Annotated in this window: 17 protein-coding genes and 2 tRNA genes; 7 read left to right on the top strand and 12 right to left on the bottom strand. The window is 66.8% G+C overall.

The genetic code is table 11. The features are described 5' to 3' along the window. Nucleotides 1–5: 5 nt before the first annotated feature. From V5F26_RS11585 to V5F26_RS11575, 3 genes are all read right to left on the bottom strand, one after another. Nucleotides 6–1,859 carry an SPOR domain-containing protein gene (locus V5F26_RS11585; protein WP_394945982.1) on the bottom strand — a complete coding sequence of 618 codons (1,854 nt, stop codon included), beginning with the start codon at nucleotides 1,857–1,859 and terminating at the stop codon, nucleotides 6–8. A 500-nt stretch (nucleotides 1,860–2,359) separates the two neighbouring features. Continuing rightward, the gene (gene argS, locus V5F26_RS11580; protein ID WP_394945981.1) at nucleotides 2,360–4,132 is read right to left on the bottom strand and encodes an arginine--tRNA ligase; all 1,773 of its coding nucleotides are present in this window, start codon (nucleotides 4,130–4,132) and stop codon (nucleotides 2,360–2,362) included. 33 nt (nucleotides 4,133–4,165) lie between these two features. Beyond that, a complete protein-coding gene (locus V5F26_RS11575; protein ID WP_234049876.1) occupies nucleotides 4,166–5,371 on the bottom strand; it encodes a deoxyguanosinetriphosphate triphosphohydrolase in 1,206 nt (401 codons plus the stop codon). A 108-nt stretch (nucleotides 5,372–5,479) separates the two neighbouring features. Here V5F26_RS11575 and erpA point away from each other — a divergent pair, with 108 nt between their 5' ends. Then, nucleotides 5,480–5,848, top strand: a complete 369-nt coding sequence (erpA, locus tag V5F26_RS11570) for an iron-sulfur cluster insertion protein ErpA (RefSeq protein WP_234049875.1) — start codon at nucleotides 5,480–5,482, stop codon at nucleotides 5,846–5,848. A 106-nt stretch (nucleotides 5,849–5,954) separates the two neighbouring features. On the opposite strand, the gene V5F26_RS11565 is transcribed toward erpA, so the two are convergent. Together V5F26_RS11565 and V5F26_RS11560 are read right to left on the bottom strand one after the other, a co-directional pair. Further along, nucleotides 5,955–7,124: an alginate O-acetyltransferase AlgX-related protein gene (locus tag V5F26_RS11565; protein WP_394945979.1), complete on the bottom strand. Its 1,170-nt coding sequence runs from the start codon at nucleotides 7,122–7,124 to the stop codon at nucleotides 5,955–5,957. Between the two features lie 13 nt (nucleotides 7,125–7,137). Next, nucleotides 7,138–8,544 (bottom strand): MBOAT family O-acyltransferase, encoded by a 1,407-nt coding sequence (locus V5F26_RS11560; protein ID WP_394057754.1) that lies wholly within the window; start codon nucleotides 8,542–8,544, stop codon nucleotides 7,138–7,140. Between the two features lie 226 nt (nucleotides 8,545–8,770). Here V5F26_RS11560 and xth point away from each other — a divergent pair, with 226 nt between their 5' ends. Both xth and V5F26_RS11550 read left to right on the top strand, forming a co-directional pair. Further along, nucleotides 8,771–9,559 carry an exodeoxyribonuclease III gene (gene xth, locus V5F26_RS11555; RefSeq protein WP_394057752.1) on the top strand — a complete coding sequence of 263 codons (789 nt, stop codon included), beginning with the start codon at nucleotides 8,771–8,773 and terminating at the stop codon, nucleotides 9,557–9,559. 16 nt (nucleotides 9,560–9,575) lie between these two features. Further along, nucleotides 9,576–9,998 carry a GFA family protein gene (locus tag V5F26_RS11550; RefSeq protein ID WP_394057750.1) on the top strand — a complete coding sequence of 141 codons (423 nt, stop codon included), beginning with the start codon at nucleotides 9,576–9,578 and terminating at the stop codon, nucleotides 9,996–9,998. 194 nt (nucleotides 9,999–10,192) lie between these two features. Here V5F26_RS11550 and V5F26_RS11545 read toward each other — a convergent pair whose 3' ends face one another. The 5 genes from V5F26_RS11545 to V5F26_RS11525 all read right to left on the bottom strand — a co-directional run bounded on the left by V5F26_RS11545 (nucleotide 10,193) and on the right by V5F26_RS11525 (nucleotide 18,021). After that, complete coding sequence (locus V5F26_RS11545; RefSeq protein WP_234050782.1) at nucleotides 10,193–11,029, bottom strand: tetratricopeptide repeat protein; 837 nt, start codon at nucleotides 11,027–11,029, stop codon at nucleotides 10,193–10,195. Nucleotides 11,030–11,666: 637 nt separating this feature from the next. Beyond that, nucleotides 11,667–14,453 (bottom strand): valine--tRNA ligase, encoded by a 2,787-nt coding sequence (locus V5F26_RS11540; protein ID WP_394945978.1) that lies wholly within the window; start codon nucleotides 14,451–14,453, stop codon nucleotides 11,667–11,669. 190 nt (nucleotides 14,454–14,643) lie between these two features. Next, on the bottom strand, nucleotides 14,644–15,636 hold the full coding sequence (locus V5F26_RS11535) for a PopZ family protein (protein WP_394945977.1): 993 nt from the start codon (nucleotides 15,634–15,636) through the stop codon (nucleotides 14,644–14,646). Between the two features lie 160 nt (nucleotides 15,637–15,796). After that, the gene (locus tag V5F26_RS11530; protein WP_394057744.1) at nucleotides 15,797–17,185 is read right to left on the bottom strand and encodes a TolC family outer membrane protein; all 1,389 of its coding nucleotides are present in this window, start codon (nucleotides 17,183–17,185) and stop codon (nucleotides 15,797–15,799) included. Between the two features lie 164 nt (nucleotides 17,186–17,349). Further along, nucleotides 17,350–18,021, bottom strand: a complete 672-nt coding sequence (locus V5F26_RS11525) for a protein-L-isoaspartate O-methyltransferase family protein (protein WP_394057742.1) — start codon at nucleotides 18,019–18,021, stop codon at nucleotides 17,350–17,352. 181 nt (nucleotides 18,022–18,202) lie between these two features. Here V5F26_RS11525 and V5F26_RS11520 point away from each other — a divergent pair, with 181 nt between their 5' ends. Beyond that, entirely contained in the window at nucleotides 18,203–18,706 is a 504-nt protein-coding gene (locus V5F26_RS11520; protein WP_509210506.1) for a group III truncated hemoglobin, read from the top strand. 40 nt (nucleotides 18,707–18,746) lie between these two features. Here the strand turns inward: V5F26_RS11520 and V5F26_RS11515 are convergent, their stop codons facing one another. After that, a complete protein-coding gene (locus V5F26_RS11515; RefSeq protein ID WP_509210505.1) occupies nucleotides 18,747–21,386 on the bottom strand; it encodes a PAS domain S-box protein in 2,640 nt (879 codons plus the stop codon). A 232-nt stretch (nucleotides 21,387–21,618) separates the two neighbouring features. Between V5F26_RS11515 and V5F26_RS11510 the strand changes: the two genes are divergently transcribed. From V5F26_RS11510 to V5F26_RS11500, 3 genes are all read left to right on the top strand, one after another. Beyond that, nucleotides 21,619–21,692, top strand: a tRNA-Cys gene (locus tag V5F26_RS11510). A gap of 247 nt (nucleotides 21,693–21,939) precedes the next feature. Beyond that, nucleotides 21,940–23,730 carry an ABC transporter ATP-binding protein gene (locus tag V5F26_RS11505; RefSeq protein ID WP_394059743.1) on the top strand — a complete coding sequence of 597 codons (1,791 nt, stop codon included), beginning with the start codon at nucleotides 21,940–21,942 and terminating at the stop codon, nucleotides 23,728–23,730. 127 nt (nucleotides 23,731–23,857) lie between these two features. Next, nucleotides 23,858–23,933 (top strand) — tRNA-Asn (locus V5F26_RS11500). Between the two features lie 330 nt (nucleotides 23,934–24,263). On the opposite strand, the gene V5F26_RS11495 is transcribed toward V5F26_RS11500, so the two are convergent. Beyond that, a complete protein-coding gene (locus tag V5F26_RS11495; protein ID WP_394945974.1) occupies nucleotides 24,264–25,709 on the bottom strand; it encodes a DUF1254 domain-containing protein in 1,446 nt (481 codons plus the stop codon). Nucleotides 25,710–25,819 lie beyond the last annotated feature (110 nt).

Raw genomic sequence — 25,819 nt, 5'->3', positions numbered from 1 at the left:
ATGGCTCAGTTCTTGGTCACCATGCAGTCGCCGCCCTGGGCGCGAAGGGCCTGACACAGGTCGTTGGCCTGGTCCTTCGACGCGAACGGCCCCACCTGGGCACGATAATAGATGCCACGGTCGCCCAGATCCGCCTTCTTCACCGAGGCCACGTAGCTGCTCAGCAGGTTGGGATAGCGCGTCTGCAGCGCCTTCCAGGACCCCATGGCATCCGCCTCGGAGCGCTGCGAAGCCACCTGCACCACATAGTCCCCGCTTCGCGCCACCGGAGGAGCGTCGATCTTGCCGGAACCGGCGGCTGGCAGGTTGACCATGGCAGGCGGCGCGCCGGGCATCTGGCTGGCGGCATAGGCCTGCAGCGCCTGCACGCCCGCGCTCGGGCCTGCGGTGGGCGCCGGCGCGGCGGCCGCACCGTCCGAAACGATGCTGCCATCAGAGCGAACCGTCAGGGTGCGCACGCGCTTGGGCTCGGTCGCCAGCGAGTTGATCACCGGGTCGGTCGCGGCAGGCGTGCCGGAGCGGATCGCGGCGGCAGTCACATCCACCGGCTGCTCCTCGCGCGGAAGCATCTTCTCATTGCCGCTGGCCGTGCCGCCGACGCGGTCATAGATCAGCTTCTGCTGCGCGTCCTGCGGCGTGCTGCTGGGCGGGCTGATGATCTTGCTGGGCGCGGTGTCGGCGCGGATCACGGGCGGGCCGCCGCTGGCGGTCGTCGCCGTGCCGTGAACGGCCATGCGATAGGCGAACACACCCGCTGTGCCGGCGATGACGATGCCGAGGACCGATGCCACCAGCATGAGCGCCGAGCGCCCCTTCCGGCGGCGCGCCTCGCCGTCATAGACCTCATCCCCATGGGCCGGCATGTAGCCGTCATCCTCATACTGGGGATCATAGCCCTCCACATAGGTGGCCTCGTCCTCCTCCGCTTCCGCCCGGCGGGGGGCGGAATAAGCGTAGGCGGCGCTGGCCTCCTGCGGCTGGGGCTGCTGCGGCTGGGCGCGGCGCGGATCGGCCGCCGGCGCGCGGGGCGCCTGCTCCTCGAAATACTCGTCCTCGTCCGGCACCGCGCGCGGGTCGGGACGCTGGCGACCGGTCGGAGGCACCTGGGCCTGATGGGCCAGGGAGCCGTAACCAAGGCGCACCGAGGTGGCGCTGCGGTCCACCGGCTCGCCATCGCCCCGCGGCGGCAGCAGGGCCGCACGCTGCGGCGGCGCCGCCAGGGACGCCTGGCGCTGCGGCAGGTCAGGCGCGGCCGCCGGACGCGGTGGCGGGCGTCGGCTGGGATCGGGATAATCGGCCTCGCCAAAGGCCGCGTCGGCCCGGCGCGTCGCGCCATCGGCGGCCGGGCGGCGGGCGGTCAGCGGATCGGAGGCGGGGGCGCGAACCTGCGTCTGTTCCTGCCCCACGCGGGCAATGGTCTGCCGGGGCGCTGCGGGCCGGGCCGGCGCGCGCGGCGCCGCAGTGGCGCCATCGGCCGGAAAGCCCGCCGCGTCCGGTTGCCGGCGGGCGAGACGAGGATCGAGCCGGCGGGGATCGGGACGGCGGGGCTCCAGCTCCTCGTCATCCGCGATCCGGGGCTCAGCGCCACGCGCCGCTTGCCGGGCAGCCGTGCGCGCATCCGCCTGCACCGGTGCGGCGGGCGCGCGGGACGTGGCCGGGTCCGGCTGAAGATCGGCGAAATCGACGAAGGGATCCTGCTCGCCGATGAGGCGTGCCAGCTCCGCCAGCGGATCAACCGGCGCAGAACTCGCGACGCCAGCCGGTGGGCGCGCCGCGCGGGCGGCCGGCCGCGCGGGCTGAGTCGGCAGATCACGCGCCGCGGAAAAATCGCGCGCGGTCGGCGCACGCTGCGTGGGCACATCACGAGCCGGCTGCGGCTCGCGCTGAGTGGGCAAATCGCGGGCAGGCTGTGCGGCGCGCGGCGCCTGACGCAGGCTTGGCTCACGCATCGCCGTCGCAGCATCGCGGCCCGACCCGGGCGACTGAGACCGCACGGGGGCCCGGGGCGTTTCCGCCGCCGGAACCTGCGGGGGAGCCTGACGCGTCGACGTGGCTGGGCGCCCCGGAGCCGGCTGAGCAGGCCGGGTGGGCGCCGGGCGCGCCGATTCCGGCCGCGGCTCCTGCGGATAACGCATATCCTCGCGAAGAGATGGCTCGCGTGGAGACGGCTCACGCACGGGCTCGGCCCGCGCGCCGACGTCACCATCGTCCCTTGCGCCCGCGTCTCGCCGGTAGCGGAACCTGCTTTCGTCGACCATGTCGCCTCGATGTCTTCTCGTCCGCCCCGCCTCGGACGGACCTCTTGTCCGGCCCTAAGGAGAAGCCCCGTGGAGCCGAGTGAAGCCGCGCTCGACGAGCCCTACTTCATCTCGTCGACGGCCTCCACCCCCAGCACCTTCAGACCCGAGGCGAGCACCGTGGCCACGCCATGCACCAGGGCCAAGCGGGCCGAGGTCAAATCTCGATCATTCTCGATAATGAAGCGTAAATGAGGCAAGTCTTTTCCGCGGTTCCACTGGGCATGGAAATCGCTCGCCAATTCATGGAGATAGAAGGCCACGCGGTGCGGCTCGCGGGCGCTGGCCGCCTGCTCCACCAGGCGCGGCCAGGAGGCGATGCGCTTCAGAAGGCCCTGCTCACCCTCGTCATCGAGCCGGTTCAGCGCCGCATCCGCGAAGGCGGCGGGCGCCTCGGGCAGGCCGGGCAGAGCGGCAGCGGCGTTGCGCAGAATCGATTTCGACCGCGCATGGGCATACTGCACGTAGAACACCGGGTTCTCGCGCGACTGCTCGATGACCTTAGCCAGGTCGAAATCCAGCGGCGCGTCGTTCTTGCGGAACAGCATCATGAAGCGCACCGCGTCGCGGCCCACCTCATCCACCACGTCGCGCAGGGTGACGAAGGAGCCCGCACGCTTCGACATGCGCACCGGCTCGCCATTGCGGAACAGGCGCACCAGTTGGATCAGCTCCACGTCGAGGCTGGCCTTGCCGCCGGAGACGGCCTTCACCGCCGCCTGCATGCGCTTGACGTAGCCGCCATGGTCGGCGCCCCACACGTCGATCATCTTGTGGAAGCCGCGCTCCACCTTGTCCTTGTGGTAGGCGATGTCGCCGGCAAAATAGGTGTAGCTGCCGTTGGACTTCTTCAGCGGGCGGTCCACGTCGTCGCCGAATTCGGTGGAGCGGAACAGGGTCTGCTCGCGATCCTCCCAATCCTCGATGGGCGCGCCCTTGGGCGGCGGCAGGCGGCCTTCATAGACCTCGCCCGACGCGCGCAGCGCCTCGATGGTGGCGCCCACCTTGTCCACCGCGCCGGCTGACAGGGAACGCTCGGAGAAGAACACATCGAACTCGATGCCCAGGGCTTCGAGATCGTCGCGGATCATGTTCATCATCTCGCCGATGGCGAAGCTGCGGAAGATGGGCAGCCAGTCGCTCTCCGGCGCGGCGAGATACTCGCCCCCGTGCATCTCGGCCAGCTTGGCGCCCACCGGCACCAGGTAATCGCCGGGATAGAGCCCGTCCGGGATCTCCGCCTTCTCGCCGGTCGCGGCCTCGCGATAGCGCAGGTAGGCCGAGCGGCCGAGCACGTCCACCTGGGCACCGGCGTCATTGATGTAATATTCGCGCGTCACCTTGAAGCCGGCGAAGGCCAGGAGGTTGGCCATGGCATCACCGAACACCGCGCCCCGGCAATGGCCCACATGCATGGGGCCGGTGGGGTTGGCGGAGACGTATTCCACATTCACCGGCTCATCGGCGCCGAGGGCGGAGCGGCCGAACGTGACCCCGGCGCGCAACGCGGACGAGAGCACCTGCGGCCAATAGGCGGCATCGAGGGTGAGATTGATGAAGCCGGGGCCGGCCACCTCCACCTTCACCACATGCGCGTTCGCCTTCAGCTTGCCGGCAATCTTGTCCGCGAGCTCGCGGGGCTTTGCGCCCAGATCCTTCGCCAGCACCAGCGCCGCATTGGTGGCGAGGTCGCCATGGCTGGCGTCGCGCGGGGGCTCCACCACCACACGGGACAGGTCGAGGCCGGCGCCCCGGCCTTCGGCAAAAGCGCCCTCGGCAACGAGAGCGGCGACGGCTTCGCGCACGAGATCGGCGAAGATCGCGTAGACGTTCATGGAAATGTCCGATCGGGTTAGTTGGTGCGGCGCCTATCGCAGATCCGGCGTCGTGTCAAAGAAACGGGCGTGCTGGTCCAGGGCGTAGCGGTCGGTCATGCCGGCGATATAATCGGTGACGCGGCGCGCCAGGCGGTTCTCGTCCAGGCTGTCCAGGTCCTCGTGCCAGGAGGGCGGCATGTCGCGCGGGGCGGCCATGAAATGGGCGAACAGCTCGCGCACCACCCGCTGCGCCTCCGCCATGATGGCGTTGACCCGCTCGTGGCGATACATGTGCGGATAAAGAAAGCCCTTCAGCGCCTTCTCGGAACGCGCCATCTCCGGCGAGAAGGCGATGAGCGTGCGCCCCAGGAGCCGCACCTCCTGCGCGGAGGCCACGCCCGCCTGCGCCGCCGCGGCCTCGCCCTGGCCCACCACATCCTCGATGAGGCGGGTGATGACCCGGCGCAGCACCTCGTTCACCATCCGCGCCATTTCAAGCCCCGGATAGCGCGCGCGCACCTCACGGATCGCGTCGCCCACCAGCGGCAGGGGCTCCAGCTCATCGAGGGTGAACATGCGGGCGCGGATGCCGTCGTCCAGATCATGCACGTCATAGGCGATATCGTCGGCGAGGGCCGCCACCTGCGCCTCGGGGCCCGCATGGCTCCACAATTCCAGGTCCTGCTGGGCGGAATGCACGGCGATGGCATGGGGCAGGCCCTTCTCATAATGGCCGATGCCCCGTCCCTCCCGGTCAATGAGCGGGCCGTTGTGCTTCACGATGCCTTCCAGCGTTTCCCAGGTGAGGTTGAGGCCGTCAAACAGCGCATAGCGCCGCTCGGTGCGCGTCACCACCCGGAGCGACTGGGCATTGTGATCGAACCCGCCGTGCCCGGCCATGCAGGCGTCGAGCGCCCGCTCACCCGCATGGGCGAAGGGCGGGTGGCCGAGATCGTGCGCCAGGGCCAGCGCCTCCGCCAGATCCTCGTCCAGACCCAGGGCGCGGGCGATGGAGCGCGCCACCTGCACCACTTCCAGGGTGTGGGTGAGGCGGGTGCGGTAATGGTCGCCCTCATTGAAAACGAACACCTGGGTCTTGTGCCTCAGGCGCCGGAAGGCGGTGGAATGAATGATGCGGTCGCAGTCGCGCCGGAAGCCGCTGCGCGGCGGCATTTCCCCCTCGGGAACCAGCCGCCCGCGCGAGGCTTCGGGATCACAAGCCCAGGCAACGCGAGGCTTTGCGCCGGAAACCGCCATCTCAATCTCCCCCCGCCTCTGCTTTTTCCCCGACGCAGCCCTTTAACTTGAAGGGTTCCGGGCTTACCTTGAACGGCATTGCCAGCTTCATTTCATAAAGTCGATACCATGAATGCACCTATCGCCCCCGCCCAGGAGCCGGCCGCTGAGGCTCCCGATTTCGCCGTCACCGACGCGGCCGCCCGCCGTGTCCGCCAGATCCTGTCCTCCGAGCCGGAAGGCACCTTCCTGCGGCTTTCCGTGGAGGGCGGCGGCTGTTCCGGTTTCTCATACAAGTACGACATGACGACGGAGCAGGAAGCCGACGACTTCGTCATCGAGAAGGAAGGCGCCAAGATCGTGGTCGACCGGATCTCCCTCGACTACGTCAAGGGCTCCCAGCTCGATTACGTGGCCGACCTGATGGGCTCCGCCTTCAAGATCCACAACCCCATGGCCACCGCCAAATGCGGCTGCGGCTCCAGCTTCGCCGTCTGAAGACGCGGAACTGAGGCCCCTTCCCGGGTTTGATCGGAGTGGCAAAGGCTGATCGGCGCGGCGGGCCCTGAGTCCGCCGCCAGGGCTTTTGCGTTCCCAAGCCACCCTATGGCGCGGCGCCGGCGGGAATGGCGCTGGCGTTCGGCTCCGGCAGCCCCACCGGCCACGTATTCAGCGGGCACGGCAGGAAGCGCTCGGTGCGCGCATAGATCAGCAGATCCGGCTTGAAACGCACCACATCCGTGAAATTGAAGTCGCAGCTGCCATTATGGATGCGCGAAGCATGCATCCAGCCCACCACGCTCACCTTCGCGTTCACGAACAGGGTCTGCCAGACGCGCGCCGTGAAGGAGTCGCCCATGATGAGCACGCGCGCGCCGGTGGACGCATAGTCCACTGCCGTCGAGTGGAAGTCCGGGTGCAGGTTGTGGTGGGTCAGCGCGGGATCCGGCCGGAATACGCGCATCGGTCCCTTCAGGCGGATCGCGAAATCTTCCAGCGTCACCTGCGGCGGCATCCGCATGGCGCGCAGCAGATCGCCTGGGCGTCCCAGCGGCCGCAAGGGACCGACCACCTCAGCCAGATCCAGCTGCCAATCGGGATGGCCGGCGGCCGCCATCACCGCGTTGAAGGCCAGCAATGAGCTTCGCGCAGTCCAATGGGTGTCCGTCAGCAGATAGCGCGGCTCCGGAGCGGCGCGCAGCAGCTTCACCAGATCCACCACGCTCACGCCTTCCGCCCTGAGGCCATCGACGGCCAGAGCGTATTCGGTCACCGGATAGGACAGTGAAGCGGCCCACGGGGGGAGCTGCTCCAGCTCCACCGACTGGACATTGGGCGGAATCGCCACCACCACCTTGGTGCCCAGCGGCGCGAGCTGGCGCTGCATGACGCCGATCATGCTGACGAACCGCGCCACCTGCCCCGCCCGCACCAGCGCCCCCGCCGACTGCTCCGGCGTGTGTTCCAGGCCCCACAGGAGGCGGCCGCCCTGCCCGGCATAAACGGGCGTGGTGTCCGGCGCACCGATGGCCGTGCGGAAGGCGCGACGCAGCATCACCAGGCTCGGCCGGAAACCGAAATTATCCTGCACGAAGGCCGGACCATTACGGAGCGCCACCTGCGCCTTCTTCAGCAGGCCCCAACTTGGATCGATGGGCGTTCGCACCGTCCATCGGCCCATGGGATCGGGAATGACATTCGACAGCAGCAGGAAGCCGAAGAATCCCGCTACAGGCAGCCCGAGATAGCGACGATGGCGCGCAAGCAGGGTCATGGTCCGCGCCTCCTTAGAACCGGAAATAAAGGAACGGCGTGGGTGTGGTGCCGCCCACCCAGGCCACGCTCAGCAGCAGCAGCACGCCCACAAAGGCGAAATCCCCGACCGTCGCCGCCAGCCCCTCTCCGGACAACAGCTTCCAGCGCGGCCAGCGGAAGAAGCCGATGAGCCCGCCCAGCACCAGCGCCCCGATGGACAGCGTGTTGAGGCCAAAGCCCAGCGCGAGCGACGAACGGTAGAAGCCGTGGGCGCCGAAAAGCCCGGCAAACATATCGAGCGCCCCTGGCAGCGTATCGGCCCGAAACCACACCCAGCCCAGCATCACGACGAGCACCGCATAAAGATGCGAAAGGGCCTCGGGCAAACGCTTCAGCCAGCGCCCGAGGAATGCCCGCTCGACGATGAGAAAGGCCCCGTGGTGGGCGCCCCAGATGACGAAGTTCCAGCTGGCGCCGTGCCACAGGCCGCACAGCAGGAACACCGCCGAAAGATTGAAATAGGTGCGCATGGGCCCGCGCCGGTTACCGCCCAGCGGGATATAGAGATAGTCGCGCAGAAAGGCGGACAGGCTCATGTGCCAGCGCCGCCAGAAATCCGTGATGGAGCGCGCGGTATAGGGCAGCCGAAAATTGCGGGGCAGCGCGAAGCCCACCATCACACCCAGCCCCACGGCCATGGTGGAATAGCCCGCAAAGTCGAAATAGATCTGCACCGTATAGGCGTAGAGCCCCAGCCACGCCTCCACGAAGGTGGGATGGGTGGTGGCATCGAAAACGCCGCCGACCAGCCGCGCGACCTCGTCCGCAATCAGCACCTTCCAGGCCAGGCCGATGACGAACAGCCGTGCGCCAGCCGAAAAACGGGCCTGCGTGACGCGCCGCTCACTGAGCTGCCGCGCCACCGTGGAGTAACGCACGATGGGGCCCGCCACCAGTTGCGGGAACATGCACATATAAAGGCCGAACTGCGCCGGGTCCTCATTGGCCCGCACCTTCCGCTTATAAATATCCGCCAGATAGGAAATGGCATGGAAGGAATAGAATGAAATACCCAGCGGCAACGAAATGCCCGGCACGGGAACCGCGACCGAAATCGGCTCCAGAAGAACGTTGAGGTTCTCCAGCAGGAACCCCGTATACTTGAACACACCCAGCAGGATGAGATTGAAAGCCACACCCAGCGCCAGGATACGCTTGCGCTTGGCGCCATCGCGCCGATCGATGGCACGCGCGACGAAAAAATTGACGCAGACCGAGAACAACAGAACGATAATATGCGGCGTATAGCCGGCCGCATAGAACACCAGAGAAAACGACAAGAATATATAGTTCCGCGTCCGGACCGTCTTCGCAGAGAAGTAGGAGACGAGGAACAGCGGAAAGAAATAGAACAGGAACTCGATCGACGCGAAGGTCATGCGGCCGCCACCCATGCACGCACAAACTTCGTGAATGCCACCCTTTCGCCGCACGGGCAAGCCGGCAGCAGCAGATAACCCCTCGCCTGATCAAAAGCGGTTAAAAACTACCTCCATACGACCTCCGCCTGCCCCGCCGCGCCGGCCGCCGCCCGTTGCCCCGGCCTCGTGGTGGAGTATGCTCGCGAGCCCGGCCCGTGCCGGACGCGAGGAAAGAGCAGAACCCATGCGCATCGCCACCTGGAACGTGAACTCCATCCGCCAGCGGCTCGACCATGCCGTCGCCTGGCTGAAGGAGGCGAACCCCGACGTGGTCTGCTTCCAGGAAATCAAGTGCCAGAACGATGCCTTCCCGAAGGAGCCGTTCGAGCAGCTCGGCTATAATGTGTCCGTGCACGGCCAAAAGACCTTCAACGGCGTCGCCCTGCTCTCCAAGCTGCCGCTGGAGGACGTGACCCACGGCCTGGCCGGTGACGACGGAGACGAGCAGGCCCGCTTCATCGAGGCCGTGGTGTCGGTGAAAACCGGCGTGGTCCGCGTCGCCTGCATCTACCTGCCCAACGGCAATCCGCCGAACACCGAAAAATACCCCTACAAGCTGGGCTTCATGGAGCGCCTGAAAGCCTTCACCTCCGATCGCCTGAGATTGGAAGAGCCGCTGATCCTCGCCGGCGACTTCAACGTGATTCCGGCACCCGCGGACGCCGCCGACCCAAGTGCCTGGACCAGCGACGCGCTGTTTCTTCCGCGCACGCGCAACGCCTTCCGCGAGCTGATGAATCTCGGCCTCACCGACGCCATCCGCGCTTGCACAGACGCCGAGCGCACCTTCACCTTCTGGGATTACCAGGCCGGCGCCTGGCAGCGCGATTTCGGCATCCGCATCGATCACCTGCTGTTGTCGCCACAGGCCGCGGACCGCCTGCTCGCAACCGGCATCGACAAGCATGTGCGCGCCTGGGAAAAGCCCTCCGATCACGTGCCCGTCTGGGCCGATTTCTCCATTGCAGCGTGATGGCCGGAGGCCGCCGATGACATCGCATTCCCCGGGGGCTGAAGGCGGCTGCCTGTGCGGCGCCATTCGCTATCGCCTGCGCGAGGTGCGCAGCGCCTATTGGTGCCATTGCACCATGTGCCGGCGCAGCTCCGGCTCCAATGCGCTGCCCTGGGCGACGGTCGCGCGCGGGGATTTCGAGGTGATCCGCGGCACCCTCAAGCGCTACACCTCCTCGCCCGGCGTGGAGCGCGGCTTTTGCGCCAATTGCGGCAGCCCGATTCTGTTCGACATGGCGGATGAAGCGGCGGTGGACGTCACCCTCGGCACGCTCGACGCGCCCGACAGCCTGCCGCCGACCCACCACATCTGGACCGCCGGTGCCCTCGCCATGAGCCGGGGCCTGGGCCACGAGCTGCCTCGCTATGAGGCCGAAAAGCCATTGGAGAGTGGCGATTAGCCGGCCCTGCTGCCTCGCTGCAAGCAAGGGAAGGCGCCCGCCCACACGTGCACCGCGGCGGGAGACACCAAGCCCCGGTGATTCCCGCGTGGTATCCTTCGGCCTGAAATCATCCATCCCGCATGCGGCATGAACGGGAGGGCTGCCGACGGCAGCTCCCTCGCGCCTCGAATGCGCCGCCTGGGGTCAAACCCTCAGCGCTTGGCGGTCTTCAGCCAATTTTCCAGATAGGTCAGAGCCATGGCGCGCTCGTCGGGGGTTGCTTCCGCGAACACTTCCTCATGCGCCGCCACGACCCAGTGGTCTTCCGGCCGCGCCGCCCCATCCCGCGCCAGAGTCAGCCACATGAGCCCGCGCGCCGCCTGCCGGGGCACGCCCTCATCACCGCGGAACAGAAGCTGCCCGAGCATCGCCTGCGCCTCGAACTGCCCCTTCTGCGCCGCCAGGGTCAGCCAGCGCCCGGCATTGCGTGCATCCCGGGGGCCGCCAACGCCGTCCAGATAGAGCTTGCCGAGGTGATATTGCGCGTCCGCGTCGCCAAAATAGGAGGCTGCGTAGGAATACATGTCGCGGGCGCGCACCGGATCGCGTTTCACGCCGGCGGACGGGATGCCCACGAGATAATAGCCGCCGAGTGCCACGAAGGCATTGGCGACGAACCGCGACTGCGCCGTGCCCGGATAGTCATCGGCGTGCGAATTGGCGATCTTGCTGAAATAGCTGAAGGCCTTGGCATCGTCCCGCTTGACGCCATCGCCGTCGGCATAGATGCGCCCGAGCTTCCATTGGGCGGCCGCGTGGCCCTGCGCCGCCGCATAGCCGAGCGCGTCAATGCCCTTCGCGGTCTGGCCGGAGCGCAGCGCCTGCGCGCCGGTGCGGAAGGCCTCATCCACGGGCCGCACGACCGGCGCCAGGGGCACATTGGCCGGCGGCGTCAAGGGCTGAGAGCTGTGAGAGGGCGGCGCCGAGCCGTCCTGGGTCGTGCCATCGAAGGCGCGCGCAGCGGGCGTCGCGAGCAGAAGGCCCACCATGCCCGCGAAGAACCAGCCCGCCACGCGCTGCGTGGTGGCGCGCGCCACGGAGCGCGCCTGTGGCCGCGAACGCAGGCGGCTCGCCCGGCGCGGGCCATTGGGTCCGGTCATGCCGCTCCCCTGGCCCTGCCCGCGCTGAAGCCGGCTCGTGCCCCAAAGGCGGCTGTTTGCGATTGAAAGACGATCCGCACACATGATGCGAATTTTATCTTCGACGGCAGCGGCAATATCGGGGCCGAGGAAAGGCCGGGTCGCGGCCTCTCTGGGGCACCTTCCCGCTGCGTTCCGCATATCGAACCCTCTTGCCATCCAATGCGCACGCATCAGGACCCTACCTTCAACGCGGCGGCCGGAAATACCTTCCGAGCTACGCTGTCCACCCCGTTCCCGCTTCTGGTTTCGTGGCGTTTTGTGGCGGGATCGCGGCGTTTGGGGCGGCGGGTGAGGCTGGCGGGTGGAAACGGATGCTGTGTGACTTTGCCGTCACAGCCGAAGGCCGCCAAAAATCTAAAATTAACCATATTCGACAAGAGTCTAGCGCTTGCCGGGCTGACCCGAAATGGCGTGTGTTGCAGCATGGCAACGCAACGCCAGGCTACGAGCGACGGGCCCCAAGGGTGCCCGCCGCCTTAGCGGTTCAGGATGCGGAAAGCTGGCTGATGGCCGCGCGCACCTTGTCCTTGCGCAGGACATATTCCTGCCGCTTCTCGCGCTCGGCTTCCACCACTTCCTCGGGCGCGCGCGCCACAAAGCTCTCATTGGAGAGCTTGCCGTCGATGCGGGCGATCTCCTGGTCGAGCTTGCCCTCTTCCTTCTTCAGGCGGGCGAGCTCTGCGGCGAGATCCACGACACCGGCCAACGGCAACGCGGCCACCTCGCCCCGCACCACCATCTGCACCGATTCCGAAGGCTGCGCCTCCGCCGTGGTGACGGACGCCAGACGCCCCAGGCGGCGGATGGCATCATCCCACTGCGCCGCGCGCGCCGCCGTGTCGGGGCTCGGCTGCACCAGCACCAGCGAAACCTGGGCGGAGGCGGGCACGTTCATTTCCGCCCGCACCGAGCGGATCTCGGTCACCAGGTCCACCACCCAGCCGACCTCAGCCTCCGCGTCAGGGGCTTCAAGGCCGGAGAGATCGGGCCAAGCGGCCAACGCCAGCAGCGTCTCACGCGCCGGGCCTTCCTTGCCGGTCTCGGCCCACAGCTCCTCGGTCAGGAACGGCATGAAGGGGTGCAGCAGGGCCATGGCCACGTCCAGCACATAGGCCGTGGTGGCGCGGGTCTCATCCTTCGCCACGCCGTCCGGACCGGACAGCACGGGCTTGGCCAGCTCCAGATGCCAATCGCAGAACACGTTCCACAAGAAGCGGTAGATCGCCCCGGCGGCATCGTTGAACCGGTAGGCCAGGATCGCCTCGCTCACCTCCGAGGCGGCGCGGGCCGCCTCGCCGATGATCCAGCGGTTGAGGGTCGCCTCCACCTTGGCGGGGTCGAAACCCTGCTGGCGCACACAGCCGTTCATTTGCGCGAACCGCACCGCATTCCACAGCTTGGTCGCGAAATTGCGGTAGCCCTCGACGCGGGAGGTGGCGAGCTTGATGTCGCGCCCCTGGGCCGCCATGGCCGCCAGCGTGAAGCGCAGCGCGTCGGCGCCGTATTTGTCCACGAGGTCCAGCGGATCGATGACGTTGCCCTTGGACTTCGACATCTTGGCGCCCTTCTCGTCACGGACGAGGGCGTGGATGTAGATGTCCTTGAACGGCACTTCGCCATCCATGAAGTGCAGGCCCATCATCATCATGCGGGCAACCCAGAAGAAGATGATGTCGAAGCCCGTCACCAGCACGCTGGTGGGGTAGAACTTCTTCAGCTCATCCGTTTCATCGGGCCAACCCATGGTGGAAAAGGGCCACAGCGCCGACGAGAACCACGTGTCGAGCACATCCTCATCGCGGGTGAGGAACTGGGCGCGCTTGTCGGCATCCTGAATCAGCGCTTCCGCCTCTTCCGGCGACAGGCTCTCATTGCCCACATTGTGCTTGAGCGCCTCCTCGAAGGCCTCATCCTCATTGAGCGCGACGAAGACATTGCCGAAGGGGTCGTACCAGGCCGGAATCTGGTGGCCCCACCACAGCTGGCGCGAGACGCACCAGGGCTGGATGTTCTCCAGCCACTCGAAATAGGTCTTCTCCCAATTCTTCGGCACGAAGCTGGTGCGCCCTTCGCGCACGGCCGCAAGGGCCGGCTGCGCCAGCGTCTTGGCGTCCACATACCACTGGTCCGTCAGCCACGGCTCGATGACCACGTTGGAGCGGTCGCCATGGGGCACCATGTGGGTGTGGGGCTCGATCTTCTCCAGCAGCTCCAGATTGGTGAGCAGCTCGACGATCTGCTTGCGCGCGGCAAACCGGTCGAGGCCCTGCAGGTGGGCCAGCACGCCGGCGGCATCCGGCGTCTCCACATAGGCGTCGGGGCGTGCCGCATGGTCGTCACGGATGCCAGCGGTATCGATCCGCGCTTCCGCATCGAGCACATTGATCATGGGCAGGCTGTGGCGCTTGCCCACCTCGAAGTCGTTAAAGTCGTGCGCGGGCGTAATCTTCACCGCGCCGGAGCCCTTCTCGGGGTCCGAATATTCATCGGCAACGATGGGGATGCGCCGGCCGACCAGCGGCAGAATCACGTTCTTGCCCACCAGGTCGCGATAGCGCTCATCGTCCGGATGCACAGCCACCGCGGTGTCGCCGAGCATGGTCTCGGGCCGGGTGGTGGCCACCACAATGAAGCGGCCCTTCTCGCCTTCCACCGGGTAGCGCAGGTGCCACAGATTGCCCTTCATCTCCACCGGCACCACCTCGAGGTCCGAGATGGCGGTGATGAGCTTGGGGTCCCAGTTGACGAGGCGCTTGTCCTTGTAGATCAGCCCTTCCCGATAGAGCTGCACGAACACCTTCAGGACCGCGCGCGACAGCCCCTCATCCATGGTGAAGCGCTCGCGCGACCAATCGCAGGACGCGCCCAGCCGCTTCAGCTGCCCGACGATGGTTCCGCCGGACTGCGCCTTCCAGCTCCACACGCGCTCGATGAACGCGGCCCGGCCCATGTCGCGCCGGCCGGGAAGCTTCTCCGCCGCCAGCTGGCGCTCAACCACCATCTGCGTGGCAATGCCGGCATGGTCCATGCCCGGCTGCCACAGCACATCCTTGCCGCGCATGCGCTCGAACCGCGCCAGGATGTCCTGCAGTGTGTTGTTCAGCGCATGGCCCATGTGCAGGGAGCCGGTGACGTTCGGCGGCGGGATGACGATGGAGAAGCCAGGCTTGTCCTTGCGTTCCGGGCGACCACAACGGAACGCGCCCGCGTCTTCCCAAGCCGTGGCAATGCGGGCTTCGACGGATGCGGGATCGAACACTTTTTCGAGCATGGATTTGAGCTCCACGGCCGCGACGCCCCGCCCGGGCGGGCAAAGCCCTGCCGGAACCGGCATCCGTCGCGCTCGCCACGAGATGGGTTTCGTCGGGGGTTAAAGCCGCACGGGAAAGAAAACGTCAACTGCGCTGCGCATCAAACCTGATTTGCGCGGGCCGCCTCGCGGAACGGACGGCCCTGCGCCCTCACCGCAGAGAGCTCGTGACCCGCTCGATCTCGGCGCGCACGAGCCGCTCCACAATGGCCGGAAGGTTCTGGTCCAGCCACTCTTTCAGCATCGGGCGGAGGATCTCCTTCACGAGATCCTCAACCGTGCGTTCCTGCTGCGGCAGAACCAGATCGCCCAGCGACTTGAAGGCGGCCGCCACGGCAGCGTCCACCGCCGGAGACAGCAGATCCTTGCGCGGCAGCGGGCCACGAGGCGCTGAATGCATGGGTTGAGCGTGGCGAATCGCAGCTGGCTCGCCGCCCTCAACCTTCGGACCCACGGCGGCAGCCTGGGCGGCGCCAGCGGCCCCTGCCTCGGACCGCGCGACAGGCTGCGGACGCACCGGGGGTAGCGCCTGCGCGACGCGGGCCTGGGGCTCGCGCGACGGCCGCAGGTCATCACCCGCGCTGCGGGGCGCCGCGGCGCGGACCGCGCCGGCATCGGCAGTATTATTGTCTGCGGCTGCGGGCTCCGGCCGCGCAGGGGCCCGTTCTACACTGCCGGACCGAGCGGACACGTCCGCCGACCAGCCCGCGCGCACGCCGGCAGCGGGCGACGGCGTCATGGCTTCGCGTATGCCAAGCTCGGCTCGCGCATTCCCCCGGAAAGGAGAATTCCGCTCGCCGAAACGCCCCTCGTCCTCCGGACCGTCCGCGCGAGCAGGCCCTGCGAGGAGACCTTCGGAGCGGGTGGCCGCCTGAGGTCGCTCCGCGGCAACACTCACGGGAGCGGCTGGCTGAGCGTGATCCTCTGCCTCGTCATTGAACGCGGTCACCGCCGCCTCGGTCTCCCGGCCGTAGCGCCGACCGGCCGGAGGCGCCGCGCGTCGCTCGGCCACCGGACGCGGCCCATAGCCGTTCATCACGCGCCGCGCCGGCGCCATCGGGCGGGGCGGGGTGGGCACGGCTTCAAGCTCGGAAGGATCATCATCGGCGATGATGCGACGGATGGAATCGAGAATCTCTTCCATCGACGGCTCTTGCGCCTTCGGGGTAGCAGCCATGTCGCAACCTCGGCCGGAAACGACGCATGCGGGCAGGACATCCGCCCACATGCGTCTCCAGAATCATCAGTTATGGGATTATGACACCGGCAGCTGGCGCCACACCAGCGCCAACGCCCACTGTCCCCTATTGACCATCCGGGGTGCGCACGCCGGCCCAGCTGTCTCGCACCTGATCGTAGTGAACGGTCGGATTGTAGACGTTCACCTTGAGCTTCAGGGAGGTGGCGTCGAGCTTGCCGATGGTGGAAACCAGCGAATAGGCGGCCACCACCCGGTCACGCTGCGCGATCACCAAGGCGGAGCGGGAATTGGTCAGGTCGCGCTGCGCGTTCAGCACGTCGGTGGTGGTGCGCTGACCGACCCGCCACTCTTCCCGCACACCTTCCAGCGCCAGCGTATTGGCCGCAACAGATGCCTGCGCGGCATCGATCTGCGCCTTCGAGGCCTCAAGGGAACCCCAATACTGAACCGCCTGGGAGCGAATCGTATCGCGATTCACATCCACCTCGATTCGGGCCTGCGACAGCAGCTCCTTCGACTGGCGGATATTGGCGTATTCCGAGCCACCCTGATAGATCGGCACCGTCAGGTTCAGGGCCACCGAGGCGCTCGAAGCCTGATCCGTCGTCAAGGCGGGCTGGTAGCTCTGGGAGAGCTGCCCCTGCACATTCATGCTGGGCATCAGCGCGCCCTCGGCCACCTTCACCTGGAACAGGGCGGCGTCCACGGCGAACTCAGAGGCCTTCACCGCCGGATGGCGGTCGAGACCCGAAGAAATCACCTGCCCGAGCTTCGAGGGAATCATCCACTCAATAGAGCGCGGGTTCGAGAGCTTGCCGGGCTCCACACCGATCACCTGACGATAAACCGCCTTGGCCGCCGACAGGTCGGCCACCGCCTGGCTCACCTGATACTGCGCGTCCGCAACGCGGGCCTCGGCCTGCGCCACGTCGGTGCGCGTCACCTCGCCCACATTGAAGCGGTCGCGCGTGGCGCGGAGCTCCTGCTGCAAGGCAGCCAGGTTCTGATTCTGCAGGTCAAGCAGCGCATAGGCCTGGATGACATTCATGTACGCAGTCACGCCAGCCAGCAGCACCGACTGCTCGGTGTTGCGCAACGTTTCCCGCGCGCCGCGCACCTGCGACTCGGCGCTGCGCGTCGAGTTGCCGGTGATGAAGCCATTGAAAATGCTCTGGGTCGCGGTCAGCGCGAAGGTCCGCGGAACGGTGCCACCGCTATAGACCTGCCCCGAATAGCTGGCGCGATCCGTCGACACCCCCACCGATGCGGTGCCCGCAATGGTGGGCCGATAGCCCGAAAGGGCCTTCGGCACGTTCTCGTCCGTAGCGCGGGTGCCGGCGCGCTGCGCATTCAAGGTGGGGTTGTTCACATAGGCTGACGCGAGGGCGGCATCGAGGGGCTGAGCACCCGCCACGGTGACCGACAGCGCGATGCCCCCGAACCCCGCCAGGAAAGCGAACACGTTTCGGCGAATGCTCGTCGCAACCGACATCTAGATCTCCTGGACCGGGCACGGCACGCCACCCGATGCGCACTGCGCACCCGCCGCGCGGTAACGAAAAGGCAAGATATCCGCAGCTTAGGCGCGACGAAACCGACTGGTTCGGTTCCAACGTCGCTTTTCGGATTACCGCGGCAAACGCGCCACAGGTCTATTCAGAAAATGAAGCGCGGAGGTGCCTTGAAACCGGGCAGAGAGGGAATTGCGGCATTGAAGGCCACCCGCTCGCTGAGCTTGCCGCCCACCTTGGTGAAGATGCAGGCCCGTCCGGCGCCCCCTTCACCCACGACGGCGACCAGGCGACCGCCCTCCTTAAGCTGCGCGAACAGCTTTTCGGGAATCACCTCGACCGCGCCTTCGATGAGGATGAGGTCGTAATCGGCCTCCGCCGCCCAGCCAGCTTCGAGCACGCCCTGCATCACCGCCACGTTGCCCACGCCGAGATCGGACAGGGTCTTGTTGGCGAGAGCGGCGAGCTCGGCATCTTCCTCCAGCGCCACGACCTGCTGCGCGAGGCGCGACAGGACAGCGGCGCCATAGCCGCTGCCAGCGCCCACATCCAAAACATGGTCCTTCTCGTCCACGTCGGCGAGCTGCACCAGCCGGGCGAGAATCATCGGCTCCATGATGTAGCGCGCGGGCTTGGAGCCGGCGGCAGGGCGAATCTCCAGGTCGTCATCGATATAAGCGAGCGACTTCAGGGCCTGCGGCACGAATTTCTCGCGCGGGATATCGAGCATGGCGCTGACAATGCGGTGGTCCGTCACGTCATTGGTGCGGACCTGCCCGTCCACCATGCCGCGGCGAAGCTCGACGAAATCGATCATGTCTTCCCTCCGGACCATAACGCCCGGGCGCCTTGGCGGGGCGGCCCGGCGGGTCAGCTCGGCTTCAAGAGCCACATTGCCGCCCCTTTTGCAAGGCGCCAAAGGGCTTGGCACACCAAAGGCCACGTTGACATCGCCCGGCTGCGCCCCGCGAGTGTGGCAGCACGTCGCATGGGACGGCATGTCCCTTGCTTCCGAAGCGTTCCACATCACGATTCTGGGCCATCTTCGCGCCGGAGACGAAAGCATGAGCGAGACCATTGCCGGCACGCCACAAGCGCAAGGCCCGTCCGAGGAGGCCATCCGCGATCTGGTGTATTCTTTCTACGACACGGTGCAGGCCGACCCTCTGATCGGCCCCGTGTTCGCGGCGAAAATCGCGCCTCACGAATGGCCTGCCCACCTGGAAAAGATGTGCGGCTTCTGGTCGTCCGTGCTGTTGAAGACCAAGCGTTATGACGGGCGCCCCCTGCCCCCGCACCTCACCCTCGGTCCGGTTGGGGACGCGCACTTCGCGAGGTGGCTGACGCTGTTCCGCCCGGTGGCGCGGCGCGTCCTGGATCATGAGAGCGCCCTCAAGGCCATCGCCCACGCCGAGCGCATGGCGCTGAGCTTCCGCATGGGAATGGCGGTCCACCGGGGCGAGGACAGCACGCGCATCGCGCCGCTTCCCGAGGAGGCCTGAACGACGGGCCGCGCCCGGCCCGCCATCGCGTGTCGCAGAATCAGGCCTCGACCCGCTCCTCCGCCTCGGCGAACACCACCACCCGCGAGCGGCCACTGGTCTTGCCCCGATACATGGCGGCATCGGCGCGGCGAATGAGATTCTCGGCGCTAACGGCCCCGGCGCGGCCGAGCGCGACGCCCACGCACGCCGAGATGGAGGCCTCGCCCTCCGACAGGATGAAGGGCGAGCGCAGGAGATCCAGGATCTTGTTGGCGATCTTGCTGACGTCCGCCTCCTTGCTCACGGACGGCAGGAACACCACGAACTCGTCACCGCCCACACGCGCCACCGTATCTTCCGCGCGCACCGCGCCGGAAATGCGCCGCGCCACCAGCCGCAACAGCTCGTCGCCCGCGGCATGGCCCCACTGGTCGTTCACCGGCTTGAACCGGTCGAGATCGATGAACAGCACCCCAACCATGCGCTCGGAGTGATGATCCATGTTCAGCGCCTGCTCGATGCGATCGGCGAGCAGCGTGCGGTTGGGCAGGCCAGTGAGGGTGTCGAAATTGGCGCGCAGCCAGATTTCCTCTTCCTGCTTCTTGCGCGCAGTGACGTCGGACAGCAGCGTGACATAGCCCGAGAGACGGCCATCGGACTGGACGATGGCGCTGACCACCGTGCGTTCCACCGAAAGGCGGCCGTCGCGGCGCCGGTTGGTGATGTCCCCTTCCCAGCTGCGCTTGGCGGCCAGGCTCTTGAAGATGGGGCGGTAGAAGCTCAGCCCGTTGCGACCCGGCGCCAGCATCTTGGGCTTCTTGCCAATTACCTCGTGAGGCGGATAGCCGGTGATCTCCTCGAACGCCGGATTGACCCGGATGATCTCCCAGCGCACGTCGGTGACCATGATGCCTTCAGCAGCAGCCTCGAACACGCGCTCGCTGATGAGCACTTCCTCTTCGAGCTGCACGGCCCGGGTGATGTCCGAGAGCACGAGAATCGCCCCCGCCGGCACGCCCTTCGCGTCGGAGCTGAAGCGCCGCCCTTCCACGCTGAGCCAGATACGCCGCCCATTCTCGCCCCAGACCGAATAGAGCTCTTCCTTGATGTCTTCCGACAGGCAGCGCGCGGAAGGCCGGCGATCCGGAGGCACCGCTTCGCCATAGGCGTCGAGCAGCGTTGCCGTGCGCGACACAAGTCCGTTCACGTCGGTCCGCAGAATCTGCAGCACCGTTTCGTTCCAGCTGGTGATTTTGCCGGTCTCATCGACCAGGATGAGACCGGCGGGAACAGCCTCGAAAATGCCCCGGTAACGCTCCTCGCTTTCCCGCAGGCCGCGCTCAAGCTCGAAGCGGTCGGTCACGTCGTGAATGATGGAATAAAGCGCCGTCTTCTCGCCGATGGTCACGGGGCCGGAAAACACCTCGACCATCCGGATGTCGCCGGAAGCCAGACGGTGCGGGAAGACGAACGATGGCCGCTCCCCCTGCTTCGCCTCTGCCATGCAGCGGGCAACCTCCTCCCGCGGCAGGCAGTTGATGTCCGAGATATTCATCCGCGAGAGCTGCTCGGCGGTATAGCCATAGAACGCCGCCGCCGCCGCATTGGCGGCAAGGATGCGACCATCCCCTGGATCGGTCAGCAGCTTCACCGAATGGTTCTGATCGAACAGCGCCCGGTAGAGCGCCTCCTGACGCATCAAGGCGGTGCGCTGGCGAATGTCGCGGAAGGCCAGGAACGCCAGCCCCGCGGCAAGACCCAGCAGCGCCAGCGTGCCGATCAGGTTGGTCCAGCGATGGGCCGCTATGGAGGCGTTGAGCGGTGCCAAGAGGTCGCCGGTGGACAGGCCGACAAAGATCACCACCGGCAGGTCTCGCAGCTTGGCCCAGGCGTAGATGCGCTCCACCGGCTCGTGGGTAGCCTCGGCCATGAAGACGCCCTGCCCGGGCGCGCCGGGCTGCAGATGCAGGTAGGGCCGCGAAGCCTTCACCGCCCGCCCCATCAAGGTCTTGATCTGGCTGCTGCGGGCCAGGTAGGTGCCCTCGGGAAGATGGACCGCGCCCACCGTGTCGTTCTCCCCGAGCACCACCAGCGCCAGCTCATTGGAGAGGAACTGCGGCGATACCGTCATCACGATGACGCCCGCAAACCCTTCCGGCGTCAGCAGCGCGCGCGCCAGTGGCACACGCCAGCGCGCGCCGCGCGGATCCTGCGCCGCCTCGCCCACGACCAGCGCATCCGCCGAAAAATGCGCCTGCTGCTGCTTGAAAAAGGCCCGCTCGGTCACATCGTCCCACACGGGAGCCGTGCCGCTGGCCACGACCAGCCGGCCATCCGCGCCATAAATCGCGATCTGCGCCTCTGAGGACGCCGGCAGAAGCGAGAGGGCCTGCGTGGCGAGAAGATTGAAGTCGACCGGCGAGCGTACGTAGTCTCTGCGCACGTTCTGCAAGAGATAATCCGCCCCGCGAAACGTAGCGGTCAGCTGCTGGCGCGCAGCCTCACTAATCTGCTGTGCCCTCAACCGCCCTGCTGCGACAGCATCCTGACGCGACGCGAGAAACGAGTATTCAAGGTAACCCCAATAGCTCGCCACCAAAACCAGAAACGTTACGACGGCAACTATAATCTGGGCGAGATTGATCCTTAATCGCATCAAGCGTCCAACTGCGGGCAAAGAAGCATCGAAACCGGGCATGGGCGGGGTTTATAGGAGCGCGCCTGGGCCTTCAATTCACTTTAACATTATACCTTGGCGCGGACATTCAGGTTTCGGCGAGCTCGGCGGCGCCCCCGTCGCGCAGGCCGAAAAACCGGGCCGCGCACCACCTTAAGACCCCAGCGCCCGCGCGAAATTCGAAACGCCGTGGAAATCCGCCGCCACGGCCTTGCGCACGCGGTTCCCACACCGTAATAAGCGCACTTCGTGGGGCCACGTGGCGGAGTGGTTACGCAGCGGACTGCAAATCCGTGTACGGGGGTTCGATTCCCTCCGTGGCCTCCACGGTGCCCGGCACATTTCTCCCAGCCTGCCGAATGCCTCGACGCCCATATGGGCAAATTAGAGCGCGCGGCGGCGGAATAGCCTCGCAGATGCCAAGCACCGCACGCGCAGGCCACGCTCGCGTTTGATTTGCCCGCGATTGACTTGCCAGGGCCATGGCGCTTGAACAGCGCACAAGCGGCCGGCCGTTCGCCCGCCGCCGGAGAACCGCATGAACGCAAAACCGGTGCCCCCTTCGCGGGATCCCGTGAGCAGTGAAGAGACGACGTCGATCCTGCGCCGCCTCCTGCTCTCGGATGGCAAGCGACATTGGAAGGGCTATGCCCTTGCACTCTCCTTCATGGCCATGATGGGCGCCTGCACGGCCGCCCTCGCCTACCTCATGAACGATGCCGTCAACGCCATCTTCATCACGCCCACGCCGGAGGCGGTGTGGCTGGTGTCGGGCGCGGTGATGCTGCTTTCCGTGGTCAAGGGCGCTTCCGCCTTTGGCCAGACCATCGCCATGGCGCGGGTGGGCAACCGCATCGTCGCCGACAATCAGAAGCGCGCCTTTGACCGGCTGCTGCAACAGGACGTGTCCTATTACGCCACCCGCCACACGGCGGAGGTGTCGTCGCGCTTCGCGGCCGGCGCCAACGGGGCGCGGGGCACGCTGGATCTGGTGATCTCGTCCATCGGGCGCGACCTGCTGTCGCTCCTCATGCTGGCGACGGTGGCCATCGTGCAGGATCCGTTCCTGGCCATCATCGCGCTGGTGGTGATGCCCACGGCGGTGTTCGGCACGCGCAAGCTCATCCGCCGGGCCAAGGGGCTGTTCACCACCGGCTTCAAGTCGGGCGTGAAGCTGTCCTCCATCGCCATCGAGGTGTTCCAGGGCATCCGCACGGTGAAGGCGTATACGCTGGAGCCGGAGATGCGCGCGCGCACCCACACCTACATCGATGACGTGGAGCGCAACGCCAACCGGCTCGTGCGCACCCAGGCCAAGTCCAGCCCGCTGATGGAAACCCTGGGCGGCCTCGCCATCGGCGGCGTCATTCTCTATGCGGGCTACAACGTGATCGTGGCGGGCAAGTCGCCGGGCCAGTTCTTCTCCGTGCTGACCGCCCTGCTGCTCGCCTACGAGCCCGCCAAGCGGCTCTCGCGGCTGCATGTGGAGCTGGTGACCCACCTGATGGGGGCGCGCATGCTGTTCGAGCTGCTCGATTCCAAGGCGCCCGAAGAAGAGCCGGCCGGCACGCCGGACCTGCCGCGCCCCCACGGGCGGGTGGAGCTCAAGGACGTGGTGTTCGGCTATCGTCAGGGCGAGGCGGTCCTGCGCGGCCTCAACCTCGTTGCCGAGCCGGGCCAGACCACGGCCCTGGTGGGCCAGTCCGGCGGCGGCAAGACCACCGTCATCAACCTCATCGAGCGCTTCTACGACCCGCAGTCGGGCGTGGTGAGCTTCGACGGGGTGGACACGCGCACCGTCACGCGCCGCTCGGTGCGCAGCGCGGTCGCGCTGGTGAGCCAGGATGTCTACCTGTTCTCCGGCACCGTGCGTGAGAATATCGGCTTCGGCCGGCCCGGCGCCACCGAGGACGAGATCATGGCCGCCGCCCGCGCCGCCCATGCCCACGACTTCATCATGGGCTTCGAGCACGGCTACGACACCCATGTGGGTGAGCACGGCACGCAGCTTTCCGGCGGCCAGCGCCAGCGCATCGCCATCGCCCGGGCCTTCCTGAAGGATGCGCCCATCCTCCTGCTCGACGAGGCTACTGCCGCGCTCGACAGCGAGTCGGAAGCGGAGGTCCAGAAGGCCCTCAGCGTGCTGCAGAACCAGCGCACCACCATCGTCATCGCCCACCGGCTCCAGACCGTGGTCAAGGCCGACAAGATCTGCGTGATCGATAGCGGCCGGGTTCTGGAATCAGGCACCCACGAAGAGCTGCTCGCCAAGCGCGGGCGCTACTATGGCTTCTATCATCTCCAGTTCGCCCACGACCAGGCGACGCCGGGCGACGACACGCCGGATACCCTTCTGCGCGCTTGATTTTCGCGTTCCCCGACCCGCTCGGGCCGGGGAACTTTCCACAGGTTGAAACAACCCTTTTCGCTTTAGGGCTTCACAAGCGGAAAACCGGTTGCTATATCGCCGGCCTCGGTCGGAAACGACCTGGTCCCCGATAGCTCAGTTGGTAGAGCGTTCGACTGTTAATCGAATGGTCGCAGGTTCGAGTCCTGCTCGGGGAGCCACTTCTTTCGCACGCTGCGGCGCGATACCGAACCACCAGCCTGCGACTTCCTCCAGCTCATGAATGCCTTGGCTGCTCGCGGCGTCGCCAGTGATGGCCAGCGAAGGCCCTCACGCGGGAGCGTCCGAGCCACGCACGCCAACCCCTGCCGGAGGCTAGCGCGGCCTTGCGCGAGGCCCGTAATCGGCCGCCTGATCGCAGCCCATGGCGATTTTGCTCCGGGGATCGCGGCCAGAGCTTCGCCCAGCCGCGGACCGCGATCCTTTTTCGATCCTTGCCGGAGCATGCCCGCCCGATGCCGGCGAGAACGCCGGGCATCGGGCGGCTGAGATCAGGCCTTCACCACCGGCGGTGGGGCCCAGGAGCCATCGAGAATCGACGGGGCAGTGCGGTTCGGCCAGTAAAGCCGCATGGTCATGGCGAATGGTGCGGCGGGCGCGGGCAGCCAGTTCGCCTCTTTGTCCGCGCCGGGGGACTCGTTCTGGAAGTAGAGCGTCAGCGAGCCGTCCTTGTTGTAGACGAAGCTGTTGCGCGTGCTGAGCGTGAGCCTGTTCAGCTTGTTGGGATAGAACCACAGCCCGTTGTCGATCTGGTACATGGTGATGGACCAGAAGGCCCTGGCATTGACCGGCGGCATCTCCCCCTTCTGGAAAGTGAGCGTATAGCCGTTGCGGCCATCGAGCTTGGCGCCGGAGCCGTCCACATAGGTGGTCGGATAGACCGACACCTTGGGCTGCTGGGCCGGCCAGCCATTCGAGGCCCAGATGGCGCGGGTGAGATAATCGGTGCCATAGATCGCGCCCGTTGTGGTGACGCGCCAGCCGTTCACGTTCTTGCCGAGATGGGCCCAGCCCTCATTGAGCTTGTCGGTGACGATCTGCGGCACATCCTTCAGCGCCGCCTGCACCTCCGCGCTCAGCTTCGACATCTCGAACGGCTGGCCGGGCACGATGCCGATTTTGGCAATCCGCGCGAGCAGCGGCGCATCCTCGGCGGCGGGCTCCGCCGCGGCGGGGATCAGCCGCGTCATCCAGTTGAAGTAGCCTTCCAGCCCAAGGGCGAGGATCACCTTCTGCGGCGCCTCGTCCATCTTGATGCCCACATCCTCCACCGGCGGCGCGGCGAAGGTGTAGTCCTTGCCGTAGGCGGACAGCGGTACGACCTTGTACTGGTCCTGCAGCTTGTGGACGATCGCCAGATCCTCGGGGGTATCGAGCGCGTAGGTGCGGCCGAGCACGCCCAGATAGCGGGTCGGGTAGGCGATATGCGTCATGCCCTTGGGCACCTCGCCCTTCCACCCGGGACCGGTGAAGAGATAGGTGGCGGCAGCGGTTCCAGTGGTGTTGGTGCCGACGGAGTGCTTCACCACCATCCACAGGTCGACCAGCTCGAAGTTGAAGAAGCGGTCCGTAATCTGGGGGTGGCTGAAAACCATGGGCTCCTTCAGGTCGAGCCAGGCCATGGAATAGAGCGTGTCCGCATTGGTGGCCGAAACGCCGCGATAGGTCGCCGGCGGATAGCCACGGACATTGAAGAACGAGCCCAGCGGGGCGCTCATCAGCCCAGCCTTGGCCACGTTGCTCATCTGCAGGCGGGTGATGTCGGTGGTGATCAGCGAGTAGCCGTAGACATACGCGTCGATGGCGATCTGGCGGGCCTCTTCCACCGCCGAGCTCGCGGCGCGGGCGGCGGGCATGGCCGCGGCCAGCGTTCCCAGCGCCGTCGTCGCCAGAAAGGCGCGACGGGACATCGCGCCTGGACCGAACACTTCATTCATGGGAAGTCTCCCTTAGCTGGGCGATCCTCGGGGCTGCCCCCGGCCCGGAAACGCCCGGAGCGCGGAAAAAGCCGCAAAAGGCATACGCCCTCGTGATGTTTTGGCGCGAT

Source organism: Xanthobacter variabilis, assembly GCF_043831965.2.
In the GTDB taxonomy this organism is placed as follows: Bacteria; Pseudomonadota; Alphaproteobacteria; order Rhizobiales; family Xanthobacteraceae; genus Xanthobacter.
The sequence above is the reverse complement of the archived record's forward strand: the minus strand, read 5'-3'. Positions and strand labels throughout refer to the sequence as shown.